Below are 21,237 nucleotides of genomic sequence, written 5' to 3'. Positions count from 1 at the left end.
CTAGGAATCGGCTCCTCGTGAGGAGCTTTCGCATAACAGTAGTCGAGTGTGGAAACATAAACCTCAGACGATCCCCGTCGCGCCGCCGCGGAATTTACGGTGGTAACAAGGTGAAGGAGCTCTCCGTGTCTGACGGTACCCCGTGGCAGTCCCCGGACGGCTCACCGGCCTCCTCATCGCCGCCTCCAGCCGGGCCTCCCACTCCGCCCGCGGCACCCCGAATTCCACCGCGTTACGGGGAATACGCCCCGGTTTCACCGGTTTCGCCCGCTCCCCCGATCCCGGGCGGCGCGGGGGCACCCGGCGGCACCGGCACCGGTTCACCCCACGGCTATCCGCAGGCGGGCGCCCCCGGGGCGGGCCCTCGCGCCTGGAGCCCCCCGCCCAAGCCCGGTCTGGTTCCGCTGCAGCCGATGACGCTCGGCACGATTCTGGCCGGCTCGTTCCAGGTGATGCGCCGCAATCCGCGCCCCACTTTTGGGGTATCCCTCCTGATCAACGGCATCGTCGCGGTCATCAGCCTCGCCGCGGTCGGGCTCTCCTTCGTGCTCGGCTTCGACCGTCTCGCCACCGCGTCCAGTGACACCTTCGACGACATCACCGCCGGCAGCAACGCCCTCAGCATCCTGTCCACGCTCGTGACCCTCGCGTTTGGGCTCGTCGGCTCGGCGATCCTGCAGGGCATTATCAGTCTGGAAGTGGCACGCGCCACTCTGGGCGAGAAGCTGAAGGCGCGCCAGTTGTTTGCGCTCGCGAAGGGGCGCATCGCCGCTCTGATCGGCTACTCGGTTCTCGTCGGCGTCGTTCTGATCCTCGTCATCGGTGTCGTGGTGGCCATCATCGTTGCGCTGGCGCTGTCAGGCACCACCGCGGGAGTGGTCTCGGCGGTGCTGCTCGGCATCGGGGCCGTACTCGCCGGCATCGTGCTGGGCTTCTGGATCGCTACCCGCCTGTCGCTGGTGCCGAGCGTGCTGCTGATCGAGCGGCTGAGGCTGTTCCCGGCGATCCGCCGCTCCTGGTCACTGACCACGGGATACTTCTGGCGCACCCTCGGCATCCAGCTGCTTGTCAACGTCATCGTGACCACCGCGACGCAGATCATCATCCTGCCCATCAGCTTCTTTCTGGTCTTCTATGCCACGGTCACCAACCCGACCGGCGACGTCGAAGCCCTCGACAACATTTTCCTTCTGACCACCATCATCACCACGGTGGCGTCGGCGCTCATCGGTTCGGTCACCGCGATCATCGTCTCCGCGACATCCGCGCTCATCTACATCGACCTGCGGATTCGCAAGGAGGGCCTCGATTTGGAGCTCATCAAGTTCGTGGAGGCACGGCAGGGGGGCGCATCCGAGTCGTTCGGAACGGAGATCGGGGGCAGCCTCCCGGATCCCTACCGCCCGACGACCGCCAAGTCGGGCGCATCAACCAGGTCGGGCGCACCCTCCGACCCCGGCTCGCCCACCACCCCGAGTGACTCACCCTGGGCATGATCCTTTCCGCGGCAGGCAGGGTCGTCGTCGAGGTGCCGGTGGAGCCGGATGCCGCGGAGGCGAGAGACTGGTTGCTGCGCGAGCTTGCCGACCCGCAGTATGACGCGGCGAAGCCCACCTGGTTTGACCGTCTTTCCGGTGCCATCGTGGACTGGTTCACCTCGCTGAGCTTCTCGGGCGTTGGCGGGCCGCCCCTGCTGGGCTTTGTGCTCGTACTCGTGCTCGTTGTGGCGGGCATCGTCGTCGCCTTCCTGGTCTTCGGGTTGCCCCGGCTGCGGCGACGGAGCGCGGCGGCAGGCACCCTCTTCGGCGAGGCGGATGTGCGGAGCGCCGAGCAACTGCGGGCGGCCGCCGAGGCACGAGCCGCCGAGGGCGACTATTCCGCGGCGATCGCCGAGATGTTCCGCGCCATCGCCAGGGGCCTGGCCGAGCGCACCATCGTCACCACAACGCCTGGCACGACGGCACACGATTTCGCCGCCCGGGCGGGCTCCGTGTTTGCCGAGTTGTCCGACGCGCTGGGCAGCGCCGCCACCGCCTTCGACGAGGTGCGCTACCTCGGGCGCACGGGCACCCTCGCCGGTTACACCACGGTCGCCGAGCTCGAACGAGCCCTCCACTCCCGCTCCCCCGCCGCGCTCCCCGACCCGGAGTCGGTGCCCGCGTGACCGAAGTGATCACCACCGAGTCCACCGTGCTCACCCCCTCGGTGTCCCGCGTCGCCCGCCGCACGGCGTTCTGGGCCGGCGTGCTCGTCTTCGCGCTGGTGGTCGCCGGTATCACCTTCTCGGTGCGCGGCAACGTCGCGGAGGGCGACCCGCTCTCCATCACCAACCCGGCACCGGCCGGTTCCCAGGCACTCGCAGAGGTGCTGCGCGACCAGGGCGTGCGGGTAACCGAGACGAACAGCCTTGACCAGACGCGGGATGCCGCGGCCGCAGCCACCGGGACGACCGTGCTGCTCCACGACCCCGAGTCGATTCTCGCGCCTGACCAGCTGCTGCAACTGGCCGAGCTCAGCGACAACCTGGTGCTCGTCAGCCCCTCGTTCACCGTGCTCGACACCCTGGCTCCCGCCGTCGCCGCGGCCGGGGAGGCCACGGGGCCGTTCAGCGCCGACGCCTCCTGCGCGGTGGGAGCGGTTGACCGCGCCGAGCGGGTGACCGGCGACGGCACCGGGTACCGCCTCGTCGACGAGAGCGCGGACGCACAGCTGTGCCTGGGCAGCGGCGACGCCGTGTATTCGCTGATCCAGCTGGGCACCGACGCCGGCGTGCGCACCGTATTGGGCGTGCCGGACGCACTCAGCAACGAGGGCATCATCGCCGGAGGCAACGCCGCCCTCGCGCTCGGCCTGCTCGGACAGGATCCGACCCTGATCTGGTACCTGCCCTCGCTCGCCGACGTCGATTCGGCCGCTCCTCCCTCGATCGCCGAGGCGACACCGCCCTGGCTGATTCCGTTCACGAGCCTTGTCGTGTTGCTGGCGTTCGCCGCGGCCTTCTGGCGGGGACGCCGGTTCGGCCCGCTGGTGATTGAGAACCTGCCGGTGGTGGTGCGGTCGAGCGAAACGATGGAGGGCCGCGCACGATTGTACGAGCGCGGATCGGCGCGGCTGCGGGCGTTGGACGCGGTACGGATCGGCAGTCTCGACCGCATCGGGCGCCTCTGCGGACTGCCCGCCACTGCCACCGTCGACGAGGTGGTGGCGGCCGCGGCATCCCTCACCTCACGGCCCCTCGAATCGGTGGCAGCGCTGCTGCTCACCGAGGAACCCCGCTCCGACGCGCAGCTGGTGCGGATCTCCGACGCGCTGCTCGACCTGGAACGTGCCGTCGCGATCGCGGCCCGCCCCGGGTAGTCGCTCCGCGGCTGTCCCCCCTCCGCCAGCCCCTCGCACCGCCACCGCACCGCCGCCGCCACCGCCACACCGCACCATCGCACTGCACGATCACCACCTCACCGCACGACCACATCCCGTTAGAGGCCAGCCACATTGGAAGAGACACAGGCAATGACCGAAGATTCCGCCCACAGCGCCCCCGCTACGCCCGTCGCTCCCGCCGCACCCGCCGCACCCAGTGCCGACGAATTGCGCGCTGCGTTCGGGCGCGTCCGCGTCGAGGTGGCAAAGTCCGTCGTCGGGCAGGATGCCGCCGTGACCGGCCTGGTGATCGCGCTGCTCGCCGGCGGGCACGTGCTGCTCGAGGGTGTGCCCGGTGTCGCCAAGACGCTGCTGGTGCGCACGCTGAGCCACACGCTGCGTCTGGACACCAAGCGGGTGCAGTTCACCCCCGACCTGATGCCGGGCGACGTGACCGGCTCGCTCGTGTACGACGCGAAGACTAGCGAGTTCGAGTTTCGCGACGGCCCGGTCTTCACCAACATCATGCTCGCCGACGAGATCAACCGCACTCCCCCGAAGACCCAGTCCGCGCTGCTGGAGGCGATGGAGGAGCGTCAGGTTTCGGTCGACGGGCTCAGCCGCCCGCTGCCGGTGCCGTTTATGGTCGCGGCGACTATGAACCCGATCGAGTACGAGGGCACCTACACACTCCCGGAGGCGCAGCTCGACCGGTTCCTGATGAAGCTGGTGCTCGACCTTCCGTCGCGCGATGACGAGGTTGAGGTACTCACCCGGCACGCCAGCGGCTTCAACCCCCGCGATCTCGCCGCCGCCGGGGTGACAGCGGTGCTCGACGCTAACCAGCTCGCCGCGGCGCAGGCCTCGGTTGCCACGGTCGGAGCTTCGGCGGATGTCATCGGATACGCCGTCGACGTGGCCCGCGCGACCCGGCAGAGTCCCTCGGTGCGCCTCGGGGTGAGCCCCCGCGGCACGACCGCGCTGCTCGCGGCGGCGAAGGCCTGGGCCTGGCTCAACGGCTTCGACGCCATCACACCCGACCACGTGCAGGCCATGGCGCTTCCCGTACTGCGGCACCGGCTGCAGCTGCGCCCCGAGGCCGAGCTCGAGGGGGTATCGGCCGACACCATCCTCCGCTCGATCCTGCAGCAGGTGCGGGTACCGATCTAATGGCCGTCTCCGGGTGGTTCGTGGTGTTGCTCGCGGCCGGTGCGATTCCGGTCGTGCTCGCCGGCGACGGCGCGCCCACGATGCTGGTGCTGTGGCTGGTGCTGGTGGGGGCGCTCAGCGCGCTCGACCTGATCCTGGCCGGCTCTCCCCGGAGCGTCACCCTGCACCGCAGTGTTCCCGCCCGGCTGCGCCTCGGTGAGACCGCACAGTCGCGCCTGCTGATCACGAACACCGGGCGCCGCACCCTGCGAGCGATCGTGCGGGACGCGTGGGAGCCCTCCGCAGGAGCCCGGTCGCAGCGCACGCGACTGGTCATTCCCGCCGGCGAGCGCCGCGAGGTTCTCGGGCAGCTCACCCCGTTTCGCCGCGGCGAGCGCCGCGCGGCTCACGTCACCCTGCGCTCGTTCGGCCCGCTGCGCCTCGCCGCGCGGCAGGCCACCCTCTCGGCTCCCGCGACGCTGCGGGTGCTGCCCGCGTTCAACTCCCGCAAACACCTGCCGTCGCGACTCGCCCGGCTACGCGAGCTCGACGGCCGCACCAGTGTCATGATCCGCGGGCAGGGAACCGAGTTCGACAGCCTCCGCGAGTATGTGCGCGGCGACGACGTGCGCTCGATCGACTGGCGAGCCACCGCCCGGCGCGACGATCTGGTGGTGCGCACCTGGCGCCCCGAGCGAGACCGGCGCGTGGTCATCATCATCGACAGCGGACGCACCTCCGCAGCGCGCATCGACAATGAGCCGCGGATCGATACGGCCTACGAGTCGGCGCTGCTGCTCGCAGCACTGGCGAGCCGCGCGGGCGACCGCGTCGACGTGCTCATCTACGACCGGAGGGTACGCGGACGGGTGCAGGGCGCGACCGGTGCCGACCTGTTGTCGCGCCTGGTCGACACCATGGCCCCGGTAGACCCCGAACTTATCGAGATGGACTGGGCGGCGGTGCCCGCGCTGGTGCGCTCGGTCACGTCGCAACGCTCCCTGGTCGTATTGGCGACATCGATCGACGCCCCCGGTGCATCGCGGGGCCTGCTTTCCGTGCTGCCGCAGCTCACCCGTACGCACACCGTGCTCGTCTCTTCGGTCACCGACCCCACGGTGCTGGGCGCCGCCGCCGACCGCGGCGACCGCAGTGCGGTGTACCGCGCGGCGGCCGCCGAGCGGGCGCTGCTCGACATCTCCCGGGTTTCCGCTGCCATCCGCCAGCTCGGCGCCGACGTCGTCACCGGCTCCCCCAGCGACCTGCCGCCAGCGCTGGCCGACCGGTACCTCGCGCTGAAGGCGGCCGGGCGACTGTAGTTCCCGCGAGCGCGCGGCGGGCGACTGCAGCTCTGACTGGGGCGCGACGGCGACTAGCGCGCGGCGGGGGCGTCGAGGTCAGCGACATCCGCCTCGCCTGAATGTGCCCCAGTCTCAGCCGCCTCGGTGTTGGGTTTCGCTGCCGCCGCGTCGGCCGCCGCACTGCCGGGTTCGAACCCATCGTCGTGCCCGCTCAGCGACAGACTGCGCAGATACCGCATCACCACGATGACGGCGGCGGTGGTCGGCACCGCGAGGAATGCGCCGACGATGCCGAAGATGGTTCCGCCGACGACGACCGACCCGAGCACCACCGCGGGGTGGATCTTCAGCACCTTGCCCACGATGGCCGGCTGCAGGAGGTTGCTTTCCAGCTGCTGCACCAGGAGCACAATCCCCAACACGATCAGCGCCGTGCCCCAGCCGTGGGAAAGCAACGCGACGACGGTGGCCAGCATTCCCGTCGCCACCGCGCCGACGATTGGGATAAACGCGGCGAAGAAGATCAGCACCGCGAGAGGGAGGGCGAGCGGAATGCCGAGCAACGCGAGGCCGATACCGATGAACACCGCGTCGACGAGGGCGACGATGGCCTGCGAGGAAATGTAGGCCGACAGCGTTTGCCAGACTCCCTCGGAGATTTTGGCCGCGTGCACGAACGTGCGTCCGTTGGTCCAGCGCCGGGTCCAGCGCAAAAACTTGTCGCCGTCCTTCAGGCAGAAGAACGTCAGCACCATCGTCAGCAGGAACACGACGGTCCAGGAGGTGATCGTGCCGAGTCCCGCGGTGATGCCGCTCACCACGGCGCCGCCGTTTTCGCGGACCTGTGTGATCCCGGCATCCACCAAGCCCGCGAGATCGTAATCCGGGAAGTTAAACGGTGGCTGCGCGAAGAAATCGCCGATCTCGGCGATGTTGGCGCTGGCCGAGGACGCCAGGGCGCTGGCGCCGGACGCCATCAGGGGGATGACGATGAGGCCGATCCCGACCACCACGGCGAGCAGCCCCGCCACCGAGAGCAGGGCCGCGAGCGCCTTCGGAAGCGCTCGACGGAGCACCCGGTTCACCGGCCAGAGGATCGACGACAGCAGCAGGGCGAACAGCATTGGCAGCACGATCGACCAGAGCGCGCGCAGCACCAGCCACACCACGATCAGCCCGAGCAGGATGATCAGTCCGCGCGCGACCCACCCTGCCGTTGCCCCGAACGCCTTGCCGAACGCCGCGAGCCTGGCGGAGCTGGTTCGGGACGCCGAGGGTCGCTTCGGCGAGGGTGCTTGCGTAGCGCGTGCTTCGGATGGCACCGAGGCCGAAGGGGGTGCCGACGGGGCTCGCGTTGTCGGCGGCGCGGGCGTTGCGGGCGGGGCGGGCGGGGCTGTGGAAGTGGCGGATGTCTCGGCCGCAGGTTCTGTCGCAGTCACCTGCTCCATCCTGCCGCATGCATGGAGCGCGATTGAAATATTGCGGAATCCTGCGGTCCTGAGATATGTTCGAGAAATCATGAGATCCCCAACGCGCCCGCGCCTACTTTTGCCGACCGTGGCGATCTCGCTGGCCTGTGCGATCAGTGGCTGCACGCCGTCCGCCAGCCCAGAGGCCGAGCCGACACGGGCGTCGGCCCCCGCGACATCCACCGCAACATCAACGCCCAGCTCGACGGCGGCCCCGGTTGTCACTCCTGTCGCGACGCCCTCTTCGGCCCCGTCTTCGGTGCCAACCGTGGACTGCGACGATGTTCTGACGCCCGAGGAAAACGCCTCGCTGGCGGAGGATGGGCTCGTTGAGCAGGATCCACCGCTCCCGTTGGATGATGTGATGGCTCGGATGTTAGACGAGGGAGCGTTGGGCTGCCAGTGGCAGGGTCAGGGCGACGTGATCGTGTGGTTCGCACAGCAACAGCTGGACGAGGCTGGCTGGCAGGAGCGTCGCGCGGAACTGGTCGCCAGCGGCTACACCGAGTCAAACGACCCATTTGCCGGAACACTTGTCGCGCCCTCCAATGCAGAGGAGAACTACATTCCGTCGGTTCTTTATTCGGGTGGAATGCTCTACTACGTCAGCTACGCACGGTTCCTCACTTCAGTGCTCGCGTTGCCGTAACAGCTTCGGCTGCCTGAGCGCGACCCCCCTGTACCGATGGGCGATGAGCGATGGGCCTGCGGTGCTGAACGGCAAATCCCGGCCGAGCCAAGCCGCACCGCGAGGTGCGACCCGGATCGGCCGGGATAGTTTGGCGTGACGGTGCGCCGTTGCCGGCAGCACCGAGCCTCGCGCCGAACTGACTAGCGGGAGACGGGTGCCGGAACCAGCTCGTCGACCGGCGACTCGATCGGACCGAGTCCGGCAGCGACGCGTGCACCGAGGGTGGCGTCGACGTTGGTCCAGTACTGGATGACCCGCTCACGCAGCGACGGGATCGTCACAGCGGAAACGTGGCCGACGATGTTCGACACCAGACGGTCGCGCGCGGCGTCATCCAGCACCTCCCGAAACAACGTCCCGGCCTGACCGAAGTCGTCGTCGTCGGCGTGCAGGGTTGCGGCCGAGCGGATCAGCGACCCGTCCTGCTCCCAGCCAGCGTCGTTTCCGTGGGCTGCGGGGGATGCCGCGGGGCCACCGAACGAGTTGGGCGCGTACACCGGCGCATGCGGATCGTTGGTGCGCATGCGCATCGCGCCGTCCTGCGAGTAGCTGTTCACCGGGGACACCGGCGCGTTCACGGGCAGCTGGGCGTGGTTGGTGCCCACGCGGTAGCGGTGCGCGTCTGCGTAGCTGAAGATCCGGGCCTGCAGCATCTTGTCGGGGCTGGCGGCGATTCCGGGAACAAAGTTCGACGGGGCGAACGTTGCCTGCTCGATCTGCGCGAAGTAGTTCTCCGGGTTGCGGTTCAGCGTCATGGTGCCGACCGGAATCAGCGGGTACTCCGCCTTGGGCCACACCTTGGTGATGTCGAACGGGTTGAAGCGGTAGGTCGCTGCGTCCTCGTACTTCATGATCTGCACGGACATGTCCCACTTCGGGAAGTTCTCCGCTTCGATCGCCTCGTACAGATCGCGAATGTGAAGGTCGGCGTCCTGCCCGGCGATCGAATCTGCCTGATCCTGCGTCAGGGTCTCGTGACCCTGCTGGGTACGGAAGTGGTACTTGACCCAGGAGCGCTCGCCCTCAGCGTTAATCCACTGGTAGGTGTGCGAGCTGAAGCCGTCCATGTGGCGCCACGAGGTGGGCAGGCCGCGGTCACCCATCAACCAGGTGACCTGGTGGGCGCTCTCCGGGGAGAGGGTCCAGAAGTCCCACTGCATGTTGTGATCGCGCAGGTGGCTGCCCGGGAGGCGTTTCTGCGAGTGGATGAAGTCGGGAAACTTGATCCCGTCGCGGATGAAGAACACGGGGGTGTTGTTGCCCACCATGTCGTAGTTGCCCTCGTCGGTGTAGAACTTCAGCGCGAAGCCGCGCGGGTCGCGCCAGGTGTCCGGGCTGCCCTGCTCGCCGGCAACCGAGGAGAAGCGCGCGAGCATCTGCACGGTCGCACCCGGCTGGAACAGCGACGCACGCGTGTAGGCGCTGACGTCGTGGGTCGTCTCGAAGGTTCCGAACGCTCCGCCGCCCTTGGCGTGCACAACGCGCTCCGGCACCCGCTCGCGGTTGAACTGGGCGAGCTTCTCTACGAGGTAGTGGTCGGTGAGAGCGATGACGCCGTCGGGTCCGACAGTCTGGGAATGCTCGTCGCTGGCAACCGGGGCGCCGCTGTTCGTCGTGGTGGGGTTTGTCAAGATTCTCCTAGTGAACGTGGTGGATGGAGGTCGAAGCGTTGGCGGTAGCCACCGCGGAGTGTGTGGGGTTGGTGGATGCTGCGAGGCTCGGGGATATCGCACTGGCGCCAGCGTTCGCGGTGCAATCGGCGCACACCCCCCAGAAGGTGATCTCTGCGGTGTCGATCACAAAGCCGCTGGTGTTGCTCGGCGTCAGGCAGGGCGCCTCGCCGTGCACGCAGTCGACGTCGGCGATGGTGCCGCAGACCGAGCAGACGACATGGTGATGGTTGTCGCCCAGGCGCCTTTCATAGCGAGCGGATGATCCGGCCGGCTCGATTCGGCGAAGCAGCTCCGCGTTCGTCAGGTCGTGCAGCACGTTGTGCACCGACTGCACGGAAATGCCGGGCAACTGGGCGCGCACGATGCGGCAGAGGGTATCGGCGTCGGAGTGCGGGTGCTCTTCTATTGCGGCCAGTACTGCCAGCCGCCCGGCCGTGACGCGCAGCGCGGCATCCCGCAGCTGGCTTTCTGGACTCGACGACATATGACTATTAGATCACTTATCGTGAATAACTCAAAATAAGGGCGGCGGCTTTGGCTCTGTTGCCTGCCTCCCGCGACGACATTCTGCGTTGCCCTCGGTAGTCTCGGCCCACGGCGGCTGGCGAAATTACACTAGGATTTCTCATGGGTCATCTCAATCGGACGGGGCACGGCTGTGGGGGTACTCCGACTGTTCCTCGCGCTGTCCGTGGTGTCGGCGCACGCTGGTTCCAACGTTTTCGGCCTCCCGGTCATACCCGCACCCATCGCTGTCAACTTCTTCTTCATCATCTCGGGCTTCTACATGGCAATGGTGCTGAACGAGAAGTATGTCGATCGATCGACTCTTGGGGCCTTTTACAAGAACCGGGTGCTCCGCCTCTTTCCCGTCTACGTAGTCGGACTGGTTATCGCGCTTGCGGTGTCGTTGCCGGCGATCGTGGAGTTCTTCGCCCAGCTCACCGCGTGGGCAAAAATCTTCTTCGTCGCGGCCAATGCACTGATCGCCGGACAGGACCTGTTTTATCTTTTGTGCCTACCGACCGTGCAAGGCGGCTGCGCCGACGCAGTGGCGCTCGCAATCAACCCTCCGGCATGGTCGCTCGCGGTTGAGCTCGGCTTTTACCTGATCGCGCCGTTCATCGTACGCAGCCCGCGACGGACCTTCCTCTTTGTGATGGTCGGCGCTGTCTACCTGCTTGCAATTAGTTTTCTGGTGTACCCGACTCCGGACCTCGGCATCCTCCCGCAACAGAGCCAGTTGACCCTTGGCTACTACTTCTACCCGTCGTCGTTCCTGTTCTTCGGGCTCGGCGCCCTCGCGTACCAGCTATCTAAGGGCATTGCGAAGCCGCACTGGTGGGCGGGCGTGCTTCTGTTCGTTGTTCTTGTCCCGACGACGATTACCATGCCGGTTTGGCAACCTCTCATCTTCGCCCTCGCCATTCCGGTGCTTTTTACCTACACAAAGCACAACCGCGCCGATCGCCTGATCGGAGAATTGTCGTATCCCGTGTACATCCTCCACTTCCCGATCCTTGTCGGAATCAATGCCTATGCCAGCACGCATCCGCGCCTGATCGAGATACTGCCCGTGGGCACTCTGGTCGGAGTGGCCAGCGTGGTGCTCGGACTGGTTCTGCACTTCACAATCGAGAGGGCGGCCAAGCGATTCCGTGCGATGCCGACAACCGCCGACACCCTTGGCAATGCCGATGCCCCGACGGTGATCGACGGTGACGTCGCTGGAACGGCGCGCTCCGCCGTTGTGCGCCGAGTAGTTGCGGCAGTGCTTCTGCTGAGCATCGTCGCTGTTCCCTTGACCACGGTCGGCACCGCAGCCGTTGCCCAGGCCGCGCGGACCAACGTGCCATCGCGCACTCCGCTGTACCTCACCGACGACTATTGGCAGGCGGGCGTCAGCCGTGAGTCCGCCGCGTTTTTTGTGTCAAGGACAAAAGCCAACCTCGAACAGTTCGAACCCGGTCGAACCGTGACCTTCGACAATGGAGAACATCGCCGAATCGTAGAAACCGAGACCACCGACTTGTTCCTTCAGGTCATAGTCAGCGGGCAGCCTCTCGACGGCACCATCGTCGGCTACCCGCACGAGTTCTCGGTCGGTCCTTGATTGCAGCGAATTCCCGGAACTGAGCTGTCGGTATTCCTCGCCCGGACGGTGGCGATCTCCCCCACCCTTGACAGCGCAGTCAGACTCCGCAGCGCAGAACTCAGCCCGCAACGAGGCGCCGGGCTCCGGACTCGAACTCGTCGAGATCGCCGGTCTCCCCCGCTTTTGCTGCGCGTCCGCCGAGCACCCACTGATACCCCACGAATGCCGCGAGCGCGAGCGAGCCGATGCCGATCTTGATGGGCCACGGCCAGTCCTGACGGGTGACGTAGCCCTCGATGATGCCGGAGACCAGAAGCGCGACCGCGAGCCCCACCACAATCGTGAACAGCGCCCGGCCGTCCTCGGCGAGTGCTTGACCACGGGTGCGGGCACCGGGAGCGATCCACGACCAGGCGATCATCATGCCTGCGGCCGCCGCGACGAAGATGCAGTAGAGCTCCAGCTGCCCGTGGGGGGCGAGGTAGAGGAAAAACTGGTCAAGGCGCCCGTACTCGTTCATGATCGCGCCGGACTGGCCGATCCCGAGCGCGTTCTGCACGATCATGTACGGCGCCCACACCGCCGTGACCCCGAAGGCGATGCACTGGGCGGCAATCCAGGCGTTGTTCGTCCAGACCTGGCCCGCGAACGAGGCCTCGGGGTTGTCGGAGTAGTAGCCGATGAACTGGGTGTCCGCGTAGGTCTCGAGCTGCTCGGCGCTCCCGAAGTTCAGCAGCAGTTCGGGATTCGCGCTGAGCCAGGCCCCATAGGCGAACGCGATGACGAAGAAGGCGACGGTCGCGGCGAGGCTCACCCAGCGCACCCGGTAGAGAGCGGCGGGCAGCTGGTAGGCGAAAAAACGCGGAAGCTGCGCGAGCGCATTGGTGGACGCGCCAGTAAATCTCAGCCTTGCGCGGCTCAGCGACAGGGAGAGCCGATCCCCCTGTACCGACTGGCCCAGGGTGGTGGTCATGGCCGACAGCTCGGTCGCACCGGCCTGGTAGCGCTCGATCAGCTCGTCGGACTCGGCACCGCTAAAGCGACGTCTCGACGCGAGGGAGGCAAGGCGATCCCATTCTTCGCGGTGCGCGGCTGAATAGGCGTCGAGGTCCATCTGCTTAAATGATGGCATGCCCAGCGCCGCGACACCCCCGCAGGAACAACTCCCGAGCGAAACTCACCGCAGCGACGAGCTGATCACGGGCGAGGCAGTCGCGCTTGACCTCCGTCCGACCGCGTTTGTCTTGCGCGCCGCGGGCACCCTTATCGACTGGGCGCTGTACCTCGGCGGCTACCTGCTGCTCGCCCTGCTCGGGCTCCCCCTCGTGATCGCCGCGTTCGGGTTGGATGATTCGACCGCAGCCGCCGCCGCAGTCGTGCTCCTCGTGCTGGTACTGGTGATCGCGCCGACGAGTGTCGAGCTGCTCTCCCACGGCAAATCGCTCGGCAAACTCGCGGTGGGTGGGCGCATCGTCCGCGACGACGGCGGCGCGATCGGGTTCCGGCACGCGTTCATCCGGGCCTTGACGGGGGTGCTCGAGATCTTTCTCACGTTCGGCGGCCTCGCCGCGCTGGTCGCCCTGCTGAACGCACGGTCCAAGCGACTCGGCGACCTCATCGCGGGCACTTACTGCCAGTACGAGCGGGTTTCGCGCGAGGTAGTCCCGGTTTACGGGGTTCCGGTTGCAATGCGCGACTGGGCCCTCACGGCGGACGTTGCCCGAATGCCCGACCGCGTCTCCCGCCGCATCGCATCGTTCCTCCGCCAGGCCCCGCGCTTCTCCCCTGGCACCCGGCAGCGGCTCGCCAGCGAACTCGCTAGCGAAGCGTCACGGTGGGTATTTCCGATGCCAGGAGCGGATGTCTCGCCCGAGCTGTTTCTCGCCGCCGTCAGCGCACTGCGGCGCGAGCGGGAACTGACCGCCCTCACCCTCGAGCGGGAGCGCCTAGAGCGACTCGCCCCAGCGCTACGCGGCCTCCCCCACGGCTTCCCCGAGCGCTGAGCGCCCGCACCCTCCCCGCCCACCGGTAGGCCGCTCTGATGCCACCCTCGCCGAAGTGCCAAGTTTGGTCGCACCGACAGTCCCCGCGCTCACCGGTCGCCCCGAAGTGACACATCTGGTCGATACTTTTGACCTGGCCGCGACAAAACGCGTCACTTCAGAAAGCTGACTCGACAAAACGCGACACTTCAAGCTGAGCGATCTGACCAAACTTGACACCTCACGCCGCCAGACCGAACGGGACACAGCCCGACCAGACCAAACCTGACGCCTCACGCCGCGAGACCGAGCGCGACGCCAGCCCGACCAGACCAAACCTGACACCTCACGCCTCCAGACCGAACGGGACACAGCCCGACCAGACCAAACCTGACACCTCACGCCGGCGGGAACCAATCGGTTCGCGAGCCTTGGACTTCCTGTGCGATGCACCCTCGAATGCCAGGCGGTCTGGCGGCGGTGACGGCTAGTAGCGGTAGTGCTCCGGCTTGTACGGGCCGTCGACGGTCACGCCGATGTAGTCCGCCTGCGCAGGGCTCAGTTCGGTGAGCACAACGCCGAGCGCCTTGAGGTGCAGGCGCGCTACCTTCTCGTCGAGCAGCTTCGGCAGCACGTACACGCCCACCGGGTACTTCTCGGGAGACACGTACAGTTCAATTTGCGCGAGCACCTGATTGGTGAACGAGTTGCTCATCACGAACGACGGGTGACCGGTGGCGTTGCCGAGGTTCATCAGGCGGCCCTCGGACAGCACGAGAACGCTCCGCCCGGAGGGCAGGCGCCACTCGTGCACCTGGGGCTTTATCTCGATGCGCTCGGCGCCGGCGAGGTTCTCGAGGCTGGCGATGTCGATCTCGTTGTCGAAGTGCCCGACGTTGGCGACGATCGCGAGGTGCTTCATGCCGAGAAGGTGGTCGACGGTGATGACGTTGGCGTTGCCGGTGCCGGAGACGAAGATGTCGACGGTGTCGATCACGCTCTCGATTGTGGTGACCTGGTAGCCGTCCATCGCGGCCTGGAGCGCGCAGATCGGGTCGACCTCGCTGACGATGACCCGGGCGCCCTGGCCGCGCAGTGCCTCCGCTGCACCCTTGCCGACGTCACCGTAGCCGGCGACGAAGGCGACCTTGCCGCCGATGAGCACGTCGGTGGCGCGGTTCAGGCCGTCCGGGAGGGAGTGGCGGATGCCGTACTTGTTGTCGAACTTGCTCTTCGTGACGGAGTCGTTGACGTTGATCGCGGGGAACAGCAGTTCGCCCGCCTTCGCCAGCTCGTACAGGCGGTGCACGCCCGTGGTGGTCTCCTCGGTGACGCCCATGAGCCCTGCGGCGATGTTCGTCCAGCGATCGCTGCTGCTGTCCAACGAGCGACGCAGAACGTTCAGGATGACCGTCCACTCGGTGCTGTCGCCGGGGGCATCGGCGGGCACGGCGCCAGCCAGCTCGAACTCGCGGCCCTTGTGCACCAGCATGGTGGCGTCGCCGCCGTCATCGAGGATCATGTTCGGGCCGGCGAAGCCTTCGTCGCTCCAGTCGAAGATGCGCTCGGTGCAGGACCAGTACTCCTCGAGCGTTTCACCCTTCCAGGCGAATACGGGCACACCCGCGGGCGCCTCTGGGGTTCCGGTGGGCCCCACGACGATGGCCGCTGCCGCTTCATCCTGCGTCGAAAAAATATTGCAGCTCGCCCAGCGCACCTGCGCACCAAGAGCGGTGAGGGTCTCGATAAGCACGGCCGTCTGCACGGTCATGTGCAACGATCCGGCGATGCGGGCACCGGCGAGCGGCTTGCTGGTGCCGAACTCCTCGCGAAGGGACATCAGGCCGGGCATCTCCTGCTCGGCCAGGCGCAGCTGGTGGCGACCGGACTCAGCGAGGGAGAGGTCGGCGACCTGGTAGTTCACAGACGTAATGGTAGGCATGGCATTATTCTCGCAGCTTTACCTGCGAGCCCGGGGTCAGGAGCCGAGGACCACGTGACGCACGATCTGCCACCCCTGGGGAGCCGACAGTCGCTCGGCGTGCACCGCGCAGAGGTCGTAGCTGTGCGGTTCGGCCTTGGTGCTGAGCGGGCCGAGCACGGCCATCGAATCGGCGTACACATAGGTGAAGGTGGAGACCGCCTCGGCGTTGCACGTCACTCTGCTACATGGCCGTCCCGTCATGGTTATCCACACTATGCCACCCTGCCCGGGTCTGCACGGCCGGGCGGTCTAGCATGGGGGTATGGCTACACCACGCCGTCGGACGGCGCCCGTTTCCACCCGTGCGGGTTCCCGGGATCGCCACGGCCGCGGCATTCGCGCCGCCGTGACCGGGCCACACCTGCCCCCACTGCAGTCGCGCGCTGACGTGTTCGACATGGCGGTGGCATCCACCGCCGAGTACCTCAAAGACATGTGGCCAGACGAACTGTCCGGCGTCTCGTTCGAAGTGGCCGTGCTCCCCTCGAGCGTGGTGGGAACGGCCGGGCTCGACCGCTGGCAGGTGCTCTCCAGCGAGAAGCGCATCCTGCTGTTCCGGCTGCCCATAGAACGGTTGTCCCGACTCCACCGCTACGACGATTCTCACAAGCGCATGATGATCGAGAGCTGCGTGTTCCGCGCGGTCGCCGAACTGCTCGGAAAAGATCCCTGGGACCTCGCGCCAGACCGCTTCCGCAGCTTCTGAATCCTGACGCGCTGACACGCTGAGCCGGCGAGGTACTGAAGCCGGCGAGGTGCTGAGCCGACGAGGTACTGAGTCGGCGAGGTGCTGAGTCGGCGAGGTGCTGAAGTGGCGGGATGCCTCGGCTCGGCAATCCCGCTGGCTACGGGTAAATCGTGATGGGAGCGGAAGCCTCCGGCGTCGGAACGACCGGGTATCCGGCAACGCCTCCGTCGACAGCCGCGCTGACGCTCACGTGCAGGGCCGTGAAGTCCGCGAGTTGATACGTAGCGCCAGCCTCTGCTGGCAGGACCGCTGACCCGTTCGCGGGCACCGTCGCCCTGCGCGTGGCGCCCTGCGTGCCCGCGGAAGCGCTGCCTGCGATCGCGGTGATCGCGACCGTGATCTCGTCGCCGGTCGGATTCGCGAGGTTCAGGGCCGCGCCGACCGACCGAGGAACGGAGACCAACGCGTCGTCCAGCAATTGTGCGGCGCTGGCGAACCAGGCGAAGTCCGCGCGCCCGCCCACCTGGGCGCTGCCGACGGCCGCCGCCCGGGCGCCAGCGACGACTGGGGTGTCAGACTCGACGGTGATGCTGTAGTTGCCGTCGGTCAGGTCGTCAATCGGGAAGTCCACAACCACCCCGCCGGCGACCTCAACCTCGAAGTTCGCAGGTTCGGCGGTACCGCCCTCGAGTTGCACAGCCACCCGCGCCTCAACGGCCTCGGCCGCAGGATTGAAGATTCGCAGCGCCGGGGTCAGGTCTTCAAAACCCTCGGATCCGAGCCGGGAGGCCACCGCCTCCGACCCACCAATCGTCACGCCCGGGATCACAGTGGTTGCGCTCGGCTCGGCCGATGCTCCGACGAGGTCGAGTCCGCCCGCTTCGATTCCGCGGGTGGTCGTCTGCTGGAGGCTCGCGACCACGAGCCCACCCTCGCTCCTGACGTGCACGACGGGCGACGCCGCCTGGGGTGCGAACCCGGCGAGCGACAGAACACGCTGCGCCCCGGGGGCGACGGAAATCTCGGTCAAGCCGGGCGCGCTGATGGCACCGATCTCGCTATAGATCTCCAGGTCCACGTCGGCCGCGACCGTGCTCGGATTGCTCAGGGTGATCAGCGTCGATCGGCCCGTGGTGGTTGCGCCCCCGACGAGCCAGGAATCAGCCGAAGGGACCGCGCAGCTGGTTGCGGCTAGCCCAAAGAACTCGTCTGCGCGGATCACTTGGGACTGCGCTCCAGCCAACAACAGCGGCTGGTCTGCGGACGGGTCAGCCTCGGCCGTGAGCAGCTGGGGCGCGGCCTCTGTGCCACCGGACGACGCGTCGGAACTGGGCAGGGCGGTGTCGGTGAGCGTGCCTGAAGTGCTTCCCGAGACGACCGCGACGTCGCCGAGGGACGTCGTGGCGGATGCCGCGGTGTCCGCCGACTCGGAGAGCGCCAGAACCGATCCGGGACAGATGAGCTGTTGCCCGGTTTCCACCGGCGTCACCTGGAGGCTGGCCGGCTCCGCCGTGTAGCTCGGCAGCGGCACCAGTGCCGCCGCGGTAACGACCGCCGCGGCCAGCAGGACGCCGACCGTGCCGGTGACAACCCGCGCACCGACCACGGCAGCGCGTTTGAGACGTTCCGGACGCGGGCGTTTGGCAGCCTCTTCGGCAATTTCCTCCGGGGTATCCTGCTCCGGAAAGTCGGCGTAGTACGGCTCTACGGGCACGACACGCAACTGCTCGGATTCGCGGGCCACCGGCTCGCCGGCCACAGGCTCGTCGGCGACTGGCTCGCTGGCGACAAGTTCGATGTCGCTTCCGGGAGAAGTACCCTCGTGCGGCACCGTTCGGTTTTCCGGCATCAGGTGGTCGTCCGGCCCGGTCAGCTCGGCCGCGTCGTCGCGCCGCGGCCCGGCGCCTCCGCCAACGATGATCGTGTCGTCGGAATCGGCGGGTCGGTCGGTGCCCGCAGGCCGGTCGGGATCGATGGGACGATCCGGGTCGCGAGGGTCGCGAGGGTCGGTCGATTCAGGCATTGTCATCCTCGTCAAATCCTGGGGCGCTCTCGCCCGTATCGGCCACGGTGGAACGGCCGCGACTGCGGCCTGTCGGCACCGCGAGGAGGAGCGTCACAAAGAAAATGAACCCCTGCGCGACGAGAATCCCAAGTCCAATCGGGGTGTCCACGGCTGGGGCCCCCGTGACGGGTTGCGCGTCGGATACCTCCTGGAAGTGCCACAGACGACCCGCGGTGGTCTCGCCGATCGGCGTGAGCACCTCGTTGCTGTCGAGCGCGGCTGTCACCCGCGTGCTGGCTGCCGCCGCGGCATCCCCCTCGCCCGCCGTCACCACCACGAAACCGATGTGGTTCTCATTCAGGGCGGCGCGGGTGTCCAGGCCACCCCGCGACGCGAGATTTCCCACGAGGTTCGCGAGCTCGTCCTGGGCAGGGCTGCTGGTGATCGCCGTCGCCGCGAGGGTCGAGGTCTCGTCCAGGGTGGTTCCGTCTCCGCGGTGCAACGTGAGCGCAAGGCTTCCGTCTGCCTGTGGATCGATCTGCAGAGTTCCCAACATCGGATCGGTGGATGTCTCGGCCGCCACGAACGCCGGAAGCGTGGCACGTGAGTCGCTCGCGACAACATCAGCCGCGCCCGTGAGCGGAGCAGCCAGGAGAGGCCCGACGGCGAGGATAGACGCGAGAGCGACTACCAGCGAGGCCGCGACGGCGGAACGCCCGAGTGCGTCGAGTGCCATCACCGCGGCTCCGGTGAGGCCCAGCCAGAACAAGCTGAGTCCGGCTCCCGGCCAGATGCCCACGGCTTCAGCGCCGTCGAAGCTCAGCTGGAGTTGGATTCCCAGGACCGCGGTCGCGAACCCGAGCAGCGCAAGCAGCATCGCGGGAACGGCGCGGGAGGAACCGGGAAGGAAGAGCGACATCAGCGCGAGGATCGCCAGCGGTGCCAGCAGAGCAGCGGCGACGATCGGCGCGGCCAGCTCGGGAAGCCCGAGCGAAGAAATGGTGGTGGTCCAGCCACCGAGCGTCGAGTTAGGGGTGCCGAGGGCGAGGTGGAAACCCTGGGTCGCACCGGTCGCGGTCGTGATTCCGGGGTCGACGATCCACGCAGCCCAGGTGCCCCGGCGGATCTGATCGACCACGAGGGGCGCGAACAGCGCCGCAGCGGGGATGAACACGCCGAACATCCGCGGAATGCGACTGGGACGCGCCACCATCCAGAGAAGGAGGGCGACCACGAGAGCGGGGGCGAGACTGGGAGCCGCCGCGGTGATCGCGGCCAGCAGCAGCGCGGCTGCAGCGCCTGCCGACCAGCTGCGAGCCGCCGCGAGTACGGCCATAACCAGCCAGGGCAACAGCAGGTGCGCGATGACCGCACCGAGGTGCCCGGTCACCAGTGAGGTCCAGAACGGCGGGGCGAAGGCCCAGACCAGCGCGGCGACGGCCGGCGGCCAGGTGCGCTCACTGAAGCGGACGGCGCACCACCACGCCGCCAGCGCGGCCAGCGGCAGGGCGGTCAGGTACAGCAGCACGATGCTCATCGAGGGTGCCCACGCCGTCGCTGAGCCGAGCACGGCGAGCACAAAGGTGAACGGATCAGCAGCGCCGACGAAACCGGCGCCTGCCTCGTGCCAGCCGTAGCCGACGTTGGCCCAGAGCTGGGAGACTCGTTCGCTCAAAGGCGCAAGAGCTCCCCCGCTCAGTGCGCTGTCACCGAGGAGCGGGCTGAACGCGATGACACCGATCACACCGGCCACCAACACCGCCCAGGCGCCGCCGCCGGAGAAGAACCCCGCGCGGGTGCGTACGGGGGCCGCCTGGCCCGTGGACGTGGCGCGCTGCTGGCCAGCCCGAATCTCCCGGGCCTTCGCACTCGAGATTCGAAGGGTCGCGATGGAAGCCCAGCCCAGCCGCCGCGTGCGGCGCAGGTTTCGGCGCGCGGGACCAACAGCCCGGCTGAATGCCGCCCGGAATGCCGCGCGGAACTCGCCCCCGATCGCGGTCGGACGTTTGAAGACGAGGTGCACGAGCGATCGCCAGATTGCCAGCGGCAGCAGCGATAGCCAGTGCAGCGGTATCAGCGGCCCGCGCGAGTAGACGAGCCTGCGGTGCAGCTGTGCCGAGCGGCGCAGCGTCGAAACCGCTCCGGACGAAAGGGTGGAGCGGCCAAAGAGTTCTGCGCCCCCGGAGCTCAGGATCCGCGCGCTCGGTACTCCGACCACGCGGTGTCCGGCGAGGCGGGCGCGGATCGAGAAGTCGAGCGCCGCATCCACTGACGGCAGCGCCGGGTCAAACCCGCCAAGGGCGGCCCAAACCGACCGCCGCACAAGCATTCCGGCCGCGGCAACGCCGAGCAGGTCGCTACCGACGTCGTGTTGCGCCTGGTCGAGTTCATCATCAACAAGCGCTACAGATGAACCGAGGCGGGTGATCGATTCGCCGTACTCGGAGATGGTGTCCGGGCGATCCCAGCGCATCAGCTTGGGTCCGGCGATGGCCACAGACGGAGCGATCTCGACGGCAGCAAGCAAATTCTCGAGCGCACGCGGGTGGGGCGCACTGTCCTGGGCCAACAGCCAGAGCCAGTCGTCCTCGGATGTGGCCGGCGGAGCAAGCTGCACTCCGTGGGCGACCGCACCACCGAAACCGCGCTTGCCGGTGTCACTGACGAACTGGGTCGGACCGGCGTCCGCCAGCATGCGTGCCGTCTCGTCGTGGGATGCGGCATCCACGAATACCGCCGCATCCGGCGGCCTGGTTTGGGCCCTCAGTGCGGCACGCGTGTGTTCGAGGAACTCGGCCCCATTACGGGCGACGAGTATCGCGGTGACTCTCGGTTGCATT

General features: G+C 67.6%; 17 protein-coding genes. 9 read left to right on the top strand and 8 right to left on the bottom strand.

Translation table 11 applies throughout. From position 1 onward, the window contains the following. Positions 1–125: 125 nt before the first annotated feature. The 5 genes from B0I08_RS06725 to B0I08_RS06705 all read left to right on the top strand — a co-directional run bounded on the left by B0I08_RS06725 (position 126) and on the right by B0I08_RS06705 (position 5,828). Positions 126–1,496, top strand: a complete 1,371-nt coding sequence (locus B0I08_RS06725) for a hypothetical protein (RefSeq protein WP_146134341.1) — start codon at positions 126–128, stop codon at positions 1,494–1,496. Beyond that, positions 1,493–2,164, top strand: coding sequence for a DUF4129 domain-containing protein (locus B0I08_RS06720; protein ID WP_106211116.1), 672 nt, complete (start codon positions 1,493–1,495; stop codon positions 2,162–2,164). The genes B0I08_RS06725 and B0I08_RS06720 overlap by 4 nt, the downstream gene beginning before the upstream one ends. Beyond that, the gene (locus tag B0I08_RS06715; protein ID WP_106211114.1) at positions 2,161–3,357 is read left to right on the top strand and encodes a DUF4350 domain-containing protein; all 1,197 of its coding nucleotides are present in this window, start codon (positions 2,161–2,163) and stop codon (positions 3,355–3,357) included. Before B0I08_RS06720 ends, B0I08_RS06715 begins: the two co-directional genes overlap by 4 nt. 153 nt (positions 3,358–3,510) lie before the next feature. Continuing rightward, positions 3,511–4,530, top strand: a complete 1,020-nt coding sequence (locus B0I08_RS06710; RefSeq protein ID WP_106211112.1) for an AAA family ATPase — start codon at positions 3,511–3,513, stop codon at positions 4,528–4,530. Then, positions 4,530–5,828: a DUF58 domain-containing protein gene (locus tag B0I08_RS06705; protein WP_106211110.1), complete on the top strand. Its 1,299-nt coding sequence runs from the start codon at positions 4,530–4,532 to the stop codon at positions 5,826–5,828. The genes B0I08_RS06710 and B0I08_RS06705 overlap by 1 nt, the downstream gene beginning before the upstream one ends. Positions 5,829–5,881: 53 nt before the next feature. Here B0I08_RS06705 and B0I08_RS06700 read toward each other — a convergent pair whose 3' ends face one another. Then, on the bottom strand, positions 5,882–7,249 hold the full coding sequence (locus B0I08_RS06700) for an AI-2E family transporter (protein WP_146134340.1): 1,368 nt from the start codon (positions 7,247–7,249) through the stop codon (positions 5,882–5,884). A 79-nt stretch (positions 7,250–7,328) separates the two neighbouring features. Here B0I08_RS06700 and B0I08_RS17535 point away from each other — a divergent pair, with 79 nt between their 5' ends. Continuing rightward, positions 7,329–7,928 carry a hypothetical protein gene (locus B0I08_RS17535; RefSeq protein ID WP_146134339.1) on the top strand — a complete coding sequence of 200 codons (600 nt, stop codon included), beginning with the start codon at positions 7,329–7,331 and terminating at the stop codon, positions 7,926–7,928. Positions 7,929–8,110: 182 nt separating this feature from the next. Here B0I08_RS17535 and B0I08_RS06690 read toward each other — a convergent pair whose 3' ends face one another. Together B0I08_RS06690 and B0I08_RS06685 are read right to left on the bottom strand one after the other, a co-directional pair. Then, positions 8,111–9,601, bottom strand: coding sequence for a catalase (locus tag B0I08_RS06690; RefSeq protein ID WP_106211104.1), 1,491 nt, complete (start codon positions 9,599–9,601; stop codon positions 8,111–8,113). 7 nt (positions 9,602–9,608) lie between these two features. Further along, entirely contained in the window at positions 9,609–10,127 is a 519-nt protein-coding gene (locus tag B0I08_RS06685) for a Fur family transcriptional regulator (RefSeq protein WP_106211102.1), read from the bottom strand. A 174-nt stretch (positions 10,128–10,301) separates the two neighbouring features. Between B0I08_RS06685 and B0I08_RS06680 the strand changes: the two genes are divergently transcribed. Next, positions 10,302–11,756 (top strand): acyltransferase family protein, encoded by a 1,455-nt coding sequence (locus tag B0I08_RS06680; protein WP_181243294.1) that lies wholly within the window; start codon positions 10,302–10,304, stop codon positions 11,754–11,756. A gap of 100 nt (positions 11,757–11,856) precedes the next feature. Here B0I08_RS06680 and B0I08_RS06675 read toward each other — a convergent pair whose 3' ends face one another. Further along, positions 11,857–12,852 carry a stage II sporulation protein M gene (locus B0I08_RS06675; protein ID WP_106211098.1) on the bottom strand — a complete coding sequence of 332 codons (996 nt, stop codon included), beginning with the start codon at positions 12,850–12,852 and terminating at the stop codon, positions 11,857–11,859. 16 nt (positions 12,853–12,868) lie between these two features. Here B0I08_RS06675 and B0I08_RS06670 point away from each other — a divergent pair, with 16 nt between their 5' ends. Next, on the top strand, positions 12,869–13,741 hold the full coding sequence (locus B0I08_RS06670) for an RDD family protein (RefSeq protein WP_106211096.1): 873 nt from the start codon (positions 12,869–12,871) through the stop codon (positions 13,739–13,741). 466 nt (positions 13,742–14,207) lie between these two features. Here the strand turns inward: B0I08_RS06670 and ahcY are convergent, their stop codons facing one another. Then, positions 14,208–15,662: an adenosylhomocysteinase gene (gene ahcY, locus B0I08_RS06665; protein WP_106211094.1), complete on the bottom strand. Its 1,455-nt coding sequence runs from the start codon at positions 15,660–15,662 to the stop codon at positions 14,208–14,210. Between the two features lie 36 nt (positions 15,663–15,698). Then, positions 15,699–15,905, bottom strand: coding sequence for a DUF3499 family protein (locus tag B0I08_RS06660; RefSeq protein WP_106211092.1), 207 nt, complete (start codon positions 15,903–15,905; stop codon positions 15,699–15,701). A 61-nt stretch (positions 15,906–15,966) separates the two neighbouring features. Here B0I08_RS06660 and B0I08_RS06655 point away from each other — a divergent pair, with 61 nt between their 5' ends. Continuing rightward, complete coding sequence (locus tag B0I08_RS06655; protein ID WP_106211090.1) at positions 15,967–16,410, top strand: metallopeptidase family protein; 444 nt, start codon at positions 15,967–15,969, stop codon at positions 16,408–16,410. 139 nt (positions 16,411–16,549) lie between these two features. On the opposite strand, the gene B0I08_RS06650 is transcribed toward B0I08_RS06655, so the two are convergent. Beyond that, positions 16,550–18,415, bottom strand: coding sequence for a DUF5719 family protein (locus tag B0I08_RS06650; protein ID WP_106211088.1), 1,866 nt, complete (start codon positions 18,413–18,415; stop codon positions 16,550–16,552). Then, positions 18,408–21,236 (bottom strand): glycosyltransferase family 2 protein, encoded by a 2,829-nt coding sequence (locus B0I08_RS06645; RefSeq protein ID WP_219905624.1) that lies wholly within the window; start codon positions 21,234–21,236, stop codon positions 18,408–18,410. Before B0I08_RS06645 ends, B0I08_RS06650 begins: the two co-directional genes overlap by 8 nt. Position 21,237: the final 1 nt, after the last annotated feature.

Origin of the sequence: Glaciihabitans tibetensis (assembly GCF_003003265.1) — a bacterium.
In the GTDB taxonomy this organism is placed as follows: domain Bacteria; phylum Actinomycetota; class Actinomycetes; order Actinomycetales; family Microbacteriaceae; genus Glaciihabitans; species Glaciihabitans tibetensis.
The sequence above is the reverse complement of the archived record's forward strand: the minus strand, read 5'-3'. Positions and strand labels throughout refer to the sequence as shown.